General features: G+C 59.7%; 13 protein-coding genes. 6 read left to right on the top strand and 7 right to left on the bottom strand.

The features are described 5' to 3' along the window. Positions 1-160: 160 nt before the first annotated feature. Both ACP7CZ_RS06880 and ACP7CZ_RS06875 read right to left on the bottom strand, forming a co-directional pair. A complete protein-coding gene (locus tag ACP7CZ_RS06880; protein WP_229999651.1) occupies positions 161-322 on the bottom strand; it encodes a hypothetical protein in 162 nt (53 codons plus the stop codon). A 126-nt stretch (positions 323-448) separates the two neighbouring features. Beyond that, the gene (locus ACP7CZ_RS06875; protein WP_426173943.1) at positions 449-1,618 is read right to left on the bottom strand and encodes an aspartate aminotransferase family protein; all 1,170 of its coding nucleotides are present in this window, start codon (positions 1,616-1,618) and stop codon (positions 449-451) included. Positions 1,619-1,720: 102 nt separating this feature from the next. On the opposite strand from ACP7CZ_RS06875, the gene ACP7CZ_RS06870 reads away from it, so the two are divergent. Then, the gene (locus ACP7CZ_RS06870) at positions 1,721-2,626 is read left to right on the top strand and encodes a LysR family transcriptional regulator (protein ID WP_294149848.1); all 906 of its coding nucleotides are present in this window, start codon (positions 1,721-1,723) and stop codon (positions 2,624-2,626) included. Here ACP7CZ_RS06870 and ACP7CZ_RS06865 read toward each other — a convergent pair. Both ACP7CZ_RS06865 and fabV read right to left on the bottom strand, forming a co-directional pair. After that, complete coding sequence (locus tag ACP7CZ_RS06865; protein ID WP_072446753.1) at positions 2,623-3,246, bottom strand: HAD family hydrolase; 624 nt, start codon at positions 3,244-3,246, stop codon at positions 2,623-2,625. The two genes, ACP7CZ_RS06870 and ACP7CZ_RS06865, sit on opposite strands and share 4 nt — an antisense overlap. 305 nt (positions 3,247-3,551) lie before the next feature. Then, positions 3,552-4,745 carry an enoyl-ACP reductase FabV gene (gene fabV, locus ACP7CZ_RS06860; protein ID WP_054898637.1) on the bottom strand — a complete coding sequence of 398 codons (1,194 nt, stop codon included), beginning with the start codon at positions 4,743-4,745 and terminating at the stop codon, positions 3,552-3,554. Positions 4,746-5,021: 276 nt separating this feature from the next. Here fabV and ACP7CZ_RS06855 point away from each other — a divergent pair, with 276 nt between their 5' ends. The 4 genes from ACP7CZ_RS06855 (at position 5,022) to ACP7CZ_RS06840 (ending at position 8,190) form a co-directional block, all read left to right on the top strand. Next, positions 5,022-5,846: an aspartyl/asparaginyl beta-hydroxylase domain-containing protein gene (locus ACP7CZ_RS06855; RefSeq protein WP_054898629.1), complete on the top strand. Its 825-nt coding sequence runs from the start codon at positions 5,022-5,024 to the stop codon at positions 5,844-5,846. A gap of 148 nt (positions 5,847-5,994) precedes the next feature. After that, positions 5,995-7,368, top strand: coding sequence for a nucleotide 5'-monophosphate nucleosidase PpnN (gene ppnN, locus ACP7CZ_RS06850; protein ID WP_032892811.1), 1,374 nt, complete (start codon positions 5,995-5,997; stop codon positions 7,366-7,368). Positions 7,369-7,540: 172 nt separating this feature from the next. Further along, the gene (locus ACP7CZ_RS06845) at positions 7,541-7,798 is read left to right on the top strand and encodes an AbrB/MazE/SpoVT family DNA-binding domain-containing protein (RefSeq protein ID WP_032892812.1); all 258 of its coding nucleotides are present in this window, start codon (positions 7,541-7,543) and stop codon (positions 7,796-7,798) included. Continuing rightward, the gene (locus ACP7CZ_RS06840; protein WP_294149870.1) at positions 7,795-8,190 is read left to right on the top strand and encodes a PIN domain-containing protein; all 396 of its coding nucleotides are present in this window, start codon (positions 7,795-7,797) and stop codon (positions 8,188-8,190) included. Before ACP7CZ_RS06845 ends, ACP7CZ_RS06840 begins: the two co-directional genes overlap by 4 nt. 136 nt (positions 8,191-8,326) lie before the next feature. Here the strand turns inward: ACP7CZ_RS06840 and ACP7CZ_RS06835 are convergent, their stop codons facing one another. Both ACP7CZ_RS06835 and ACP7CZ_RS06830 read right to left on the bottom strand, forming a co-directional pair. Further along, positions 8,327-8,656 (bottom strand): YXWGXW repeat-containing protein, encoded by a 330-nt coding sequence (locus tag ACP7CZ_RS06835; RefSeq protein ID WP_034127032.1) that lies wholly within the window; start codon positions 8,654-8,656, stop codon positions 8,327-8,329. 192 nt (positions 8,657-8,848) lie between these two features. After that, entirely contained in the window at positions 8,849-9,745 is an 897-nt protein-coding gene (locus ACP7CZ_RS06830; RefSeq protein ID WP_096144380.1) for a LysR family transcriptional regulator, read from the bottom strand. Positions 9,746-9,811: 66 nt separating this feature from the next. Between ACP7CZ_RS06830 and ACP7CZ_RS06825 the strand changes: the two genes are divergently transcribed. Next, positions 9,812-10,516 (top strand): NADPH-dependent F420 reductase, encoded by a 705-nt coding sequence (locus ACP7CZ_RS06825; RefSeq protein WP_294150439.1) that lies wholly within the window; start codon positions 9,812-9,814, stop codon positions 10,514-10,516. Between the two features lie 64 nt (positions 10,517-10,580). On the opposite strand, the gene mqo is transcribed toward ACP7CZ_RS06825, so the two are convergent. Continuing rightward, positions 10,581-12,227, bottom strand: a complete 1,647-nt coding sequence (mqo, locus tag ACP7CZ_RS06820; RefSeq protein WP_034126666.1) for a malate dehydrogenase (quinone) — start codon at positions 12,225-12,227, stop codon at positions 10,581-10,583. Positions 12,228-12,499: the final 272 nt, after the last annotated feature.

Raw genomic sequence — 12,499 nt, 5'->3', positions numbered from 1 at the left:
TCGCTCCCACGCTGCTGATCGTTCCCACGCTCTGCGTGGGAATGCTGCCCTGGACGCTCCGCGTCCGCTCTTAACGCGTGACGCAGAGCGTCACAGGAGGCGTTCCCACGCATAGCGTGGGAACGAGCATCGTCTTTCAGTCCAGTAGGCGGGTGATGGCTCACACGATCATCTCCACTTCCTTGCGCTCCAGCGTCAGTGGCGGCAACAGGCGAATGACCTTGCCCCGCGTGACGTTGATCAACAGCCCATGCTCCTGCGCGCGGATGTTCCTCCAACTCCATCCGCAACCGCGCCAGTAAGTGTTTCTGATCGCTCCCACGCTGCTGATCGTTCCCACGCTCTGCGTGGGAATGCTGCCCTGGACGCTCCGCGTCCGCTCTTAACGCGTGACGCAGAGCGTCACAGGAGGCGTTCCCACGCATAGCGTGGGAACGAGCATCGTCTTTCAGTCCAGTAGGCGGGTGATGGCTCGCACGATCATCTCCACTTCCTTGCGCTCCAGCGTCAGTGGCGGCAACAGGCGAATGACCTTGCCCCGCGTGACGTTGATCAACAGCCCATGCTCCTGCGCTGCCCGTTGGGCCAGGTCGCGGTAAGGGCTGGCCAGTTCAATGCCGATCATCAAGCCCTTGCCACGAATCGCCCGCACCTGCGGATGTTCCTCCAACTCCATCCGCAACCGGGCCAGTAAGTGTTCTCCCTGGCGCGCAGCGTTCTCGAGCAAGCCTTGCTCCTGGATAATCTCCAGCACCGTACACCCGACGCGACACGCCAGCGGGTTGCCGCCAAAGGTGCTGCCATGGCTGCCTGGGGTGAACAGCTCAGCGACGGCAGCGCGGGCCAGGCAGGCGCCGATGGGCACGCCATTGCCCAGGCCTTTGGCCAGGGTCATCACGTCCGGCACGATGCCTTCGTGCTGGAAAGCAAACCAGGTGCCGGTGCGCCCGATGCCGGTCTGGATTTCGTCGAGCATCATCAGCCAGCCGTGGCGCGTGCAGTGATCGCGCATGGCTTTCAGGTAGCCTGGTGGCGCCACCAACACACCACTTTCACCTTGGATTGGTTCAAGCAGTACCGCCGCGATGCGTGTACCGAACTGCGCGGTGACCGCCTTCAGGGCCGCCATGTCGCCAAACCCAATCTTGATGAAATCGCCGGGCAGACGCTGGAACCCCAGGCGCACCGACGGCCCGTCGCTGGCGGCCATGGTGCCTAGCGTGCGGCCGTGGAAGGCGTTCTCCATCACGACCACCAACGGCTGTTCGATGCCTTTTTTCCAGCCATGCAAACGCGCCAACTTCAGCGCCGTCTCGTTGGCCTCGGCGCCGGAATTGTTGAAGAACGCGCGGTCCAGCCCGGACAGTTGGGCCAGGCGCCGGGCCAATTGTTGTTGCCAGTCGATGCTGTAGAGGTTGGAGGTGTGCAGCAGCAAGCCGGCCTGTTCGCTGATGGCGGCCACTAACCTTGGGTGGGAATGGCCAACATTGGTCACCGCCACGCCGGCCACGGCGTCCAGGTATTCGCGGCCCTGTTGGTCCCACAGGCGCGTGCCCAGGCCGCGGGTGAAGCTCAGGGCCAGGGGTTGATAAGTGCTCATCAGGCGGGCGGCGGTCATGGTGGCGGCTCCAGTGCATCGTTGGGGTGGATCAAGTATGGTTAACCATCCTCGCTGGATAAACGCAGAATTACTGCAATAACTTTAAACCAGGGTTTGATAATGGATCTGTTCCAGGCAATGTCGGTGTACGTCAAAGTCGTCGAGACCGGCAGCATGACCGCCGCCGCGCAGGAATGCGGGATTTCGACCACCATGGTGGGCAACCATCTGCGAGCGCTGGAACAACGGCTTGGCGTCAGCTTGCTCAAACGCACCACGCGCAAACAAAACCTCACCGAATTTGGCGGGCAGTATTATCAGCGCTGCCTGGAAGTGCTGGGGCTGGTGGCCGACTCCGAGCTGCTGGCCGAGCAGGTCCACAGCGAAACCCCCAAAGGCAGCCTGCGCATCACCGCGCCCCCCGTGTTCGGCACCGAACGCCTGGTGCCGGCCTTGAGTGAGTTTTCCCAGCGCTACCCACTTATCGACCTGTACGTGGTGATGAGCAATGAGCGCATGGACCTGGTCGACAGCGGTTCTGACGTGGCGATCCGTCTCGGCGAACTGGAAAGCTCCAGCCTGATCGCCCGGCCTCTGCAGGCCTATACCCTCACCCTTTGCGCCTCCCCTGCCTACCTGGCGCGACGCGGCACACCGCACACCCCGGATGACCTGCAGCAGCATGACTGCCTGGCATTCGCCTACCCCGCGAACGACAACTGGCGCGACACCGATAAACTCTGGCGCATGACCGGCGATGAAGGTGAAGTGGAGGTGCCGGTGTCTGGCTCATTGACCATCAACAGCTCCCAAGGCTTGCGCCAGGCCGCCATCAACGGCATGGGCATCAGCATGTTGGCCGATGCCCTGGTGCAACCGGACCTGGAGAGCGGCAAGCTGGTGGCCTTGCTGACCACCTATAATCTGCCCAGCCGCCCCATGCACCTGATGTATCGCCAAGACCGCTACCGCCTGCCCAAGCTGCGGGCGTTCGTCGACTTTGTAATGGAGAAATGGGCGCGCTAGAACGCCACGCCCAACTCACGCAAACGCGCGGCGGTGCGCTCGGCCGATACGTGGTGAATGCCCTGCCAGCCCAACGCGATGGCGGCCTCGATATTGCCGGCGACGTCGTCGATAAACACCACTTCACTGGCCTGGACATCCGGCAGATGCGCACGCACCTGGGTGAGGCTGGCGTGGTAGATCGCCGGGTCAGGCTTGATCAACTTCACCTCGCCGGACACCAGAATGTCGCGAAAACGCGTCAGGAATGGATAGTTGGCCCGGGCGTAAGGGAAGGTTTCAGCCGACCAGTTGGTAAGCCCGAACAGCGGCATCTCAACCTGGTGCAACGCTTCGAGAATCGCCACGCCCTCGGGTAATTCAGCCCGTAGCATTTCGGGCCAGCGCTCGTAATAAGCCTGGATCAGGGTCGTGTGTTCGGGGTATTGGGCAACCAGGGTGCGGGTGGCTTCAGCCAGGGAGCGACCGGCATCTTGCTCGGTGTTCCAGTCCTGGGTACAGATGGTGTCGAGGAACCACTGGCGCTCAACGTCGTCGGCAATCAGCTTGCGGTACAGGTGCTGCGGGCTCCAGTCGAACAGGACACCGCCGAAATCAAAAACTACTGCACGAATCGTCATCAGATCCTCCGTTAGCATGGCTTGATAGCTGCTGGAGTCTGACAGATCTACAAGAGGGAGGCGCGCGCCGAGATGTAAGAAGTGTCTGAAAAGACAGGTGAGAGGAGGCATGGCCTCATTGAGCGAACGCAATGCTCAAAACAACGAAGATCAAATGTGGGAGCTGGCTTGCCTGCGAAAGCGGTCGTACAGCCTCAGATGCTGCGAATGACACACCGCCTTCGCGGGCAAGCCCGCTCCCACAGGGGATTTGCGTTAACTGACTGGCATCAGGGCAAGCCAGTTTCCACCTTATTGACCGCGTTTTAAGCCTGGATCAGGCCGTTGATTTTGACGGTCGGGTTCACATCCGCGTCGTAATCCACGCCGTCGACTTCAAAGCCAAACAAGCGCAGGAATTCAGCCTTGTAACCGGCAAAATCGCTGATCTCGTTGACGTTGTCGTCGGTCACCTGGTTCCACAGCGCGGCCACGGCATCCTGGACCTTCGGTTCCAGCTCGGCCAGGTCGGCACGCAGGCGGCCATCGGCGTCGAGTTTCGGCTCGCTGCCGTACAGGCTGTCCTTGAACAGGCCGTAGACCTGCTCGATGCAGCCTTCATGGGTGCCCTGCTCTTTCATCACCTTGAACAGCAGCGACAGGTACAGCGGCATGATCGGGATCGCCGAGCTGGCCTGGGTGACCACGGCCTTGAGCACCGACACACGGGCGTCGCCCTTGAGCGCAGCGAGGTTCTCGCGCAGAGTCAAAACTTTCTTGTCCAGGTCTTTCTTGGCTTCGCCGATGGAGCCGTTCCAGTAGATGTCCTGGGTCAGCTTCTCACCGAGATAGGTGAACGCGGTGGTCTTGGCGCCTTCGGCCAATACATCGGCGTCACGCAGGGCGTCGATCCACAGCTGCCAGTCTTCGCCGCCCATGACCTTCACGGTACCGTCGATTTCTTCCTGGGTCGCAGGCTCAAGCGTGGTGTCGACCACCACGCCCTTGTCGGTGTTGATCCCGCGCAGGGTCACGGCCTTGCCGATTGGCTTGAGGGTGGAGGTGTGCACCACGCCTTGCGGGTCGGTACGGCGTGGCGCAGCCAGGCTGTAGACCACCAGGTCGATCTTGCCCAGGTCTTTCTTGATGGTCTCGATGGTCAGGCGCTTGATCTCGTCGGAGAACGCGTCGCCGTTGATGCTCTTGGCGTACAGACCTTTTTCCACGGCAAACTTCTCGAACGCCGCGCTGTTGTACCAGCCGGCGGAGCTCAGCTTGCCTTCTTCGCCTTCTTTCTCAAAAAACACGCCCAGGGTGTCGGCGCCGCAGCCAAACGCAGCACTGATGCGCGCGGCCAGGCCGTAGCCGGTGGAGGCACCGAGGACCAGTACCTTTTTAGGGCCGCCCTCGATGACGCCATTTTTGGTTACGTAGTCGATCTGCTCTTTGACGTTCGCTTCACAGCCAACAGGGTGAGCGGTCACACAGATAAAGCCACGAACCCGCGGTTTGATGATCATAAAAATTTCTGCCTCTTCCAAGGTGCCGAAGGCCAATAGTGGCCATTCAACTTCAATCGTACCGGTCTATGACGCCTGAAAAACCGAAGCGTCACGATAGTCGCAAATCTTCTGTTCTCAAAATTCAATCCACAAAACGTCGGAGCCTGCACGGCAACGGTTACAAATTGTGCAGCAGCTTCACAATTTCACCCTATTTAAAAACGCCTGCCGGCCCCATAAACCCCTATGATGACGAGATTGTTTCAATATGTTTCGGCTTTGGAGCCTCGTTTCATGAGCAAAAATGCTGTCGGCAAGAAGCTGGTATCCCTGGCGTGGGTACTCGGCGTTCTGCTATTGATCTATTGTTTCCCGCGCAGTTGCCTGGTGTTTCTGCTGTTGGTGGTGTGCTGCGGCGTTTATGACTTCCTGCGTAACGGCCTGTACGACCGCGACACCATCAAGAAGTATTTTATCGGCAACGGTCGTAATACCTGGGTGCTGGCACCGTTCAACACCCTGCTCGACCTGCTCAGCAGCCACAACCGGCATGTCTACACCATGAACGACCTGCCACCGGCCTGGCGCGCAGACCTGCAACAGGTGATCGACGACGCCATGGCCCGCAAGGATGAAATCATCAGCTACCTGGACGAGCGCATGGCCGAGAAGAAACGCGGCATGTTGTTCTTCCAGTGGTACGGTCGCCCGATCGAAACCACCCTGGATATCCCGCAGCTGCGCAAGAAACTGCCGTTCGTGAAAACCATCGGCGTCTCGGTGTTCAACGAGAACCGCTCGACCTCGTTCCACTTCGGCCCCCTGCGCATGATGTTCCGTGTGCTCTACAACATGGCGCCGGCACCGCACCATGAGGGCGTGTATATCCAGGTGGGCAAGCACAAGCACTACTGGCACGACGACCCGCTGTTTATCTTCGATGACACGCTGATGCACGCGTCCTTCAACAAAAACGACGCCAAACGCTACTGCCTGTTCATTGATATTGTGCGCCCGACCCTGCTGCCCTCGGTGCTCAACGCCGTGATCGCAGGGTTTGCCGGCCTGGTCTTTACCCTGCGTCGGGTTTTCTACAAAAACTGGAAGCTGATTCAGTAAGTTCTGCGGCATGATGGTGTTGGACGGCATTTGCGCTGGGCCTTGCGCCTGAGGTAAATAACCGTCTCGTGCGACCTTAATTGGCGCTCACCATTCTCAAGCCATCGCCCCCTAGCGGGCGCGGTGGCTATGCTTTCAAGGAATCAGAATGCCCCAACGTCAAGTCATCAACGCCTCCGTCAGCCCCAAGGGCAGCCTCGAAACCCTGTCCCAACGTGAAGTGCAGCAACTGAGCGAAGCCGGTACCGGCAGCATCTACACCCTGTTCCGCCAATGCGCCCTGGCGATTCTCAATACCGGCGCGCATATCGACAACGCCAAGACCATCCTCGACGCCTACAAAGACTTTGAAGTGCGTATTCACCAGCAGGACCGCGGCGTACGTCTGGAACTGCTCAACGCCCCCGCCGATGCCTTCGTCGATGGCGAAATGATTGCCAGCACCCGCGAAATGCTGTTCAGCGCCCTGCGCGACATCGTCTACACCGAGAACGAGCTGGACAGCCAGCGTATCGACCTGAGCAACTCCCAAGGCATCACCGATTACGTGTTCCACCTGCTGCGTAACGCCCGTACGCTGCGCCCGGGTGTCGAGCCGAAGATCGTGGTGTGCTGGGGCGGCCATTCGATCAACACCGAAGAATACAAATACACCAAGAAAGTCGGGCACGAACTGGGCCTGCGCAGCCTCGACGTGTGCACCGGTTGCGGCCCCGGCGTGATGAAAGGCCCGATGAAGGGCGCAACCATTTCCCACGCCAAGCAGCGCATCACCAATGGCCGTTACCTGGGCTTGACCGAACCAGGCATCATCGCTGCCGAAGCGCCGAACCCCATCGTCAACGAGCTGGTGATTTTGCCGGACATCGAAAAGCGCCTGGAAGCCTTCGTGCGTGTGGGCCACGGCATCATCATCTTCCCCGGCGGCGCCGGCACGGCCGAGGAGTTCCTGTACCTGCTCGGCATCCTCATGCACCCGGACAACCGCGACCTGCCGTTCCCGGTGGTGCTCACCGGGCCGAAACATGCCGCGCCTTACCTGGAACAATTGCACGCGTTCGTCGGCGCCACCTTGGGCGAAGCGGCGCAGAAGCATTACCAGATCATCATCGACGACCCGGCTGAAGTGGCCCGCCAGATGACCACAGGCCTCAAGGCGGTGAAGCAATTCCGCCGCGAGCGTAACGACGCGTTCCACTTCAACTGGCTGCTGAAGATCGACGAAGGCTTCCAGCGCCCGTTCGACCCCACCCACGAAAACATGGCCAGCCTGCAACTCAACCACGCGCTGCCGGCCCATGAACTGGCGGCCAACCTGCGCCGGGCGTTCTCGGGGATCGTGGCGGGTAACGTCAAAGACAAGGGTATTCGCCTGATCGAGGAGAACGGCCCGTATGAGATCCACGGCGACCCGGCGATCATGAAACCGTTGGATGAATTATTGAAGGCGTTCGTGGCCCAGCACCGCATGAAACTGCCGGGCGGAGCGGCGTATGTGCCGTGCTATCGCGTGGTGCAATAAGCCAGCGGCGGTCGGTCATAGTTTATATTCGTTTGGGACATAGCAACGCGTGTGAGGAACAAGAGTTCGGACTAGGGTTTTACTATTCCGACTCATTCACCTCAGCGAGCGACCTATGGACCAACGGATATTGTCCTCCGTCATTCCTTACCTTAAGGTAAGGAATATCACGATGGAGATCTTCACTATGGCCACCGCCACACTCACTTCAAAAGGGCAAATCACCATCCCAGTCCAGGTCAGGACAGCCCTGGGCCTGGAAACAGGCGACCGGGTGGAATTCGTCGAAATGGAAGACGGCAAGTTTTCCATGATTGCCGCGAGCAAAACCGTCAAGGACCTCAAGGGTTTGATCCGCAAGCCTGCCCATGCCGTGTCTATCGAAGACATGAACCGCGCCATCGCGGCCCAGGGAGCAACAGCTGGATGATCGGCCTGGATACCAACGTGCTGGTGCGTTACGTGACCCAGGACGACCCGGTTCAATCAGCCAAGGCGTCCCAGCTCGTCGAATCACTCACCGCCGCCTCGCCAGGCTTTGTCAGCCTGGTGACGCTTACGGAGCTGGTGTGGGTGTTGCAGTCCTGCTACCAGTCGGCCAAAAGCGAGGTGGTGATGGTGTTGGAAACCTTGTTGCACACGCGGGAACTGACCGTCGAGCACGCCGATATCATCTGGCAGGCATTGCGCAAGTTCACCGCAGGCAAAGCCGACTTTGCCGACTGCCTGGTTGAACGCTGTGGCCATGCGGCGGGGTGCGAGTACACCGCCACCTTTGATCTGAACGCGGCCAAGGCAGCGGGAATGAAACGGCTCGGCTAGCCCGCTTTGTTTGTGTAGGAGCGAGCTTGCTCGCGAAAAAATCACAGGCACCGCGTGCAATCTGAATGCCCGCGTAACCGTTGACGTTTTTCGCGAGCAAGCTCGCTCCTACAGAGAAGAGGGAGAGGAGGTTTGGTCAGCGTATCCAGCCGCCGATCTGCCAGTGGTAGCCATCATTACGCTGCACCCAATGCGGGTGTACATAACGATAGCCCTGGCGCACCGGCTCCCAATGGCCGTGCACCGCCACATAGCGCCCGCCTTCCCAACGCCAGTAACCGCGTGACCAGATATAACCCTCGCGTACCGCCGGTTCGACTTCTATCACCTGCACCGGAGGCGGCTGCGGCGCCACCACCTCAACATACTCACGTTGCACCGGCCTGCGTTCATGTACTACACGCTCTTGTACACACCCGGACGCCGCCACCACCATGGCGGCCAATGCTGCATAACGTAACAACATACAAAACCCTCGGGCGCGAACGCCCTGCACCTGCATCAGAAAGTAATCCGCCTTTATTCCAGCCGGGCTCCTGCATGGGCTTTGATTATTTTTAACAGGAAATGTCTGTCAGATTGCTGAACCCACCGGCCTCAAGTCGAACGGGCACTGCTGGCGCTGCATCTGCATGAACAGGTGAGAGAGCTCGCGCGTTTAAACCGAGCCAAAACGTTGTAATACGGCGTCGACAAACCGCCGCAACTTAGCCGTGCGCTGCCGATTCGCGGTGTAGACCAAATGCATTGATCGACTTGGCGCGTCAAAGTCCGGCAGCACCCGCACTAACTGGCCCTCGGCCAGTGCCCTGCGCAAGAAGTCTTCAGGGCCGAGCACGATACCGAAACCATCCAGCGCCGCCGACATCAGCGCCCTGCTTTCGTTGATCTGCAAACGGCTGCTTACCTGCACCCTGTGCGGGACCGCACCTTGGTAAAACACCCATTCACGATCTGCCGGGCGTGACCAGAAGGCATAGCCCAGGCATTCGTGATGCTCAAGGTCTGCCGGCGTCATCGGTGTGCCCCGCGCCTGCAAATAGGACGGTGCCGCACAGACAACCAGGCGATACGGCGCCAGCGGCCGGGCGGTCAGGCCAGTGGTCCCCAAGGGGCCGATACGAAAGGCCGCCTCATAGCCCTCCTCTACCAGGTCGACGAAACGATCCGTAAGGTGCAGATCGATTTGCACATCCGGGTTGTCACGCAAGAATCCGGTGATCAACGGCATCAGGCTGTAGGAGCCGAACGTCACCGGAGCGGTGATTTTCAGCTTGCCACGCGGGGTGTCGTTCATGATTTGCGCAAGGGAATCCGCCGCCTCAGTCTCCGTCAGGATGTGCTTGCAACGTTCGTAGTAAGCGCTCCCCAACTCCGTAAGGCTTTGCCTTCGCGTAGTACGGTTAAGCAAGCGCGCGCCCAAGCGTTGTTCCAAGGCGGTGACATGCTTGGCAACCATTTGCGGTGACATATTCAAGCGCTCAGCGGCACGCACGTAGGAACCGAGCTCAGCAGCCATCACAAAGGCATTCATGCTTGATAAACGATCCATCATTCCCTACCCCTAGTAACAACAGCCGCGCCACAACTGCGATTTATCGCCAAATGGTTGCCAATCATCATAGCCACTTCGTACTTCCATCGGAGCAAGCACATGAAGATTGGCGTAATTGGAGCAGGTTTCATTGGGCGTGCTGTGGCACAACTGGCCTTGGCCGCCGGGCATGAGGTGATGCTGAGCAATTCCCGCGGCCCGCACACCATGAGCAGCGTGGTAAGCGGCATACTCGGTGTGCAAGTTGGCAGCGCAGACGATGCCGCACGGTTCGGCGATGTGGTGCTAGTGGCGATTCCCTTTCAACACTACCGCAGCGTGCCCGCGCAATGGCTGGAGGGTAAAACGGTGATGGATGCCAACAATTACTACCCCGACCGCGATGGGCATATCCCAGAGCTGGACCGTTTTGAAACGACTACCAGCCGCTTGCTGGCCGACCATTTGACACATTCACACGTGGTGAAAGTGTTTAACGCGATCTTCGCCCCCGACCTGACGCAAGACGCCCGCCCTCACGGTGCACCTGATCGGCGGGCGCTGCCCGTCGCGGCGGATGACGCCACCGCGAAGGCCGTCGTGACCCAGCTGCTCGATGAGTTGGGGTTCGATGCCGTCGACGCTGGTGAGCTGGATGAAAGCTGGCGATTCGAGCGGGCCAAACCGGCGTACTGCGTGCGCCTGGACCAGGCTGGCTTGAAGGCTGCGCTGGCGGCGACCGAGCGTGCGGTTGAGCTGCCCCCGGTGGAGCGACACCCGCCGCTCTCCTGAACATTTCCCCACAAAAAAGCCCGCTGACCGTCACCGGTTCAGCGGGCTTTTTCGTGGGTGAGGCTTACAGCGCCAGGTCAGAAACCGGCTTGCTTGGCTCAGCCGCAGGCTTGGCAGCCTCGGTAGCCTGTGGAGCGGCCAATTGCGGGATCGCTGGCGGTGGTGTCAGTTGCAGCACACCGGCAGTGTAGGCCCATTCCTTGGCAACCGCTTCAGGGCTGTCGTTCAGCTTGGTGCCGTAGCTTGGCACGATCTGGTGCAGTTTTTCCTGCCAGGCCGGGCTTGCTACCTTGTCCTTGAACACTTTTTGCAGCACGGTCAGCATGATCGGAGCCGCGGTGGACGCGCCTGGCGATGCACCCAACAGGCCGGCGATGGTGTTGTCGGCAGAGCTGACCACTTCGGTACCCAGCTTCAGCACGCCGCCTTGCTCTTCGTCACGCTTGATGATCTGCACGCGCTGGCCGGCTTGCCACAGGCGCCAGTCGGACTGCTTGGCGTTCGGGAAGTACTCTTGCAGCGCCTTGAAACGGTCATCATCAGACAGCATCAGTTGGCCGGCGAGGTACTCGACCAGTGGGTATTCACGAATACCGACTTTGGTCATAGGCCAGATGTTGTGGGTGGTGGTGCTGGTCAGCAGGTCCAGGTACGAGCCTTCTTTCAGGAACTTGGTCGAGAAGGTGGCGAATGGGCCAAACAGAATCACACGCTTGCCATCCAGCACGCGGGTGTCCAGGTGCGGAACCGACATCGGTGGCGAACCTACCGAAGCCTTACCGTAGGCCTTGGCCAGGTGCTGCTCGGCGATGGTCGGGTTCTCGGTCACCAGGAACGAACCACCGACTGGGAAGCCTGCGTATTCCTTGCCTTCAGGAATGCCCGACTTCTGCAGCAAGTGCAGGGCACCGCCGCCGGCGCCGATGAACACGAACTTGGCGTCGGTTTCAGTCTTGGTGCCGTCTTTGAGGTTTTTGTAGCTCACGCGCCACGAACCGTCGGCGTTCTTAGTGATGTCCTGCACTTCGCTCGACAGCTTCAAGTCAAACTTCGGCGTAGTTTGCAGGTGAGCGACGAACTGGCGGGTGATCTCGCCGAAGTTTACGTCGGTGCCGATCGGGCTCCAGGTGGCCGCGATTTTCTGGCTCGGGTCACGCCCTTCCATCATCAACGGAACCCACTTGGCAATCTGCGCCGGGTCTTCGGAGTACTGCATGCCGGCGAACAGCGGGCTGGCCTTCAGGGCTTCGTAGCGTTTTTTCAGGAACTTGATGTTGTCATCGCCCCACACAAAACTCATGTGCGGAGTGGAGTTGATGAACGAACGCGGGTTCTTCAACACGCCCTGCTGAACCTGCCAGGACCAGAACTGACGGGAGATCTGGAACGCTTCGTTGATCTCGACCGCTTTCGGGATCTCAACGTTGCCGTTCTTGTCTTCCGGGGTGTAGTTCAGCTCAGCCAGGGCCGAGTGACCGGTACCGGCGTTGTTCCAGCCGTTGGAGCTTTCTTCGGCCACGCCATCGAGGCGCTCGACCATCTCCATCGACCAATCCGGTTCCAGCTCATTGAGCCAGACACCCAGGGTTGCACTCATGATGCCGCCGCCGATCAGCAGCACATCGACTTTCTTTGCCTCTTCCGCGTGAACGGACGTGATCCCCATCGACAAAGCCAGCCCCAGCAGGGCAGTGTTTACTTTTTTAAACATCAGTAGCACCTATGATAAAACGCCATCCGCCCTACCGCCCCCGATCATGAGTAACCCTCGTTCACGCTACGTCAGGCAACGTAGCGCGGGGTCTGCACAGTCACATAAAGGCTGCAGGGTGGGCACACAAGGCCGATGGATCGACCTCACTGTTATGTCCCTTCTGCGCTGACTTCTTATCATTATTGGCTTCAGCTACCTGGGCGACAGCCAACCGCTGGGACGTATACGGGTGTACGCACCAGGGAAAGACTAGCCCAAGACGGCGCGCA

The organism is Pseudomonas sp. DWP2-2, assembly GCF_049897065.1.
Classification (GTDB): Bacteria; Pseudomonadota; Gammaproteobacteria; order Pseudomonadales; family Pseudomonadaceae; genus Aquipseudomonas; species Aquipseudomonas paracarnis.
Note: the sequence above shows the minus strand (reverse complement) of the source record. Positions and strands in the feature narration are given on the sequence as shown.

Coding starts and splice junctions, on each gene's coding strand:
- ACP7CZ_RS06840 (WP_294149870.1), top strand. CDS start 7,795: ATGATCGGCCTGGATACCAACGTGCTGGTGCGTTACGTGACCCAGGAC.
- ACP7CZ_RS06870 (WP_294149848.1), top strand. CDS start 1,721: ATGGATCTGTTCCAGGCAATGTCGGTGTACGTCAAAGTCGTCGAGACC.
- ACP7CZ_RS06875 (WP_426173943.1), bottom strand. CDS start 1,618: ATGACCGCCGCCCGCCTGATGAGCACTTATCAACCCCTGGCCCTGAGC.
- ACP7CZ_RS06835 (WP_034127032.1), bottom strand. CDS start 8,656: ATGTTGTTACGTTATGCAGCATTGGCCGCCATGGTGGTGGCGGCGTCC.
- fabV (WP_054898637.1), bottom strand. CDS start 4,745: ATGATCATCAAACCGCGGGTTCGTGGCTTTATCTGTGTGACCGCTCAC.
- ACP7CZ_RS06855 (WP_054898629.1), top strand. CDS start 5,022: ATGAGCAAAAATGCTGTCGGCAAGAAGCTGGTATCCCTGGCGTGGGTA.
- ACP7CZ_RS06830 (WP_096144380.1), bottom strand. CDS start 9,745: ATGATGGATCGTTTATCAAGCATGAATGCCTTTGTGATGGCTGCTGAG.
- ppnN (WP_032892811.1), top strand. CDS start 5,995: ATGCCCCAACGTCAAGTCATCAACGCCTCCGTCAGCCCCAAGGGCAGC.
- mqo (WP_034126666.1), bottom strand. CDS start 12,227: ATGTTTAAAAAAGTAAACACTGCCCTGCTGGGGCTGGCTTTGTCGATG.
- ACP7CZ_RS06845 (WP_032892812.1), top strand. CDS start 7,541: ATGGAGATCTTCACTATGGCCACCGCCACACTCACTTCAAAAGGGCAA.
- ACP7CZ_RS06865 (WP_072446753.1), bottom strand. CDS start 3,246: ATGACGATTCGTGCAGTAGTTTTTGATTTCGGCGGTGTCCTGTTCGAC.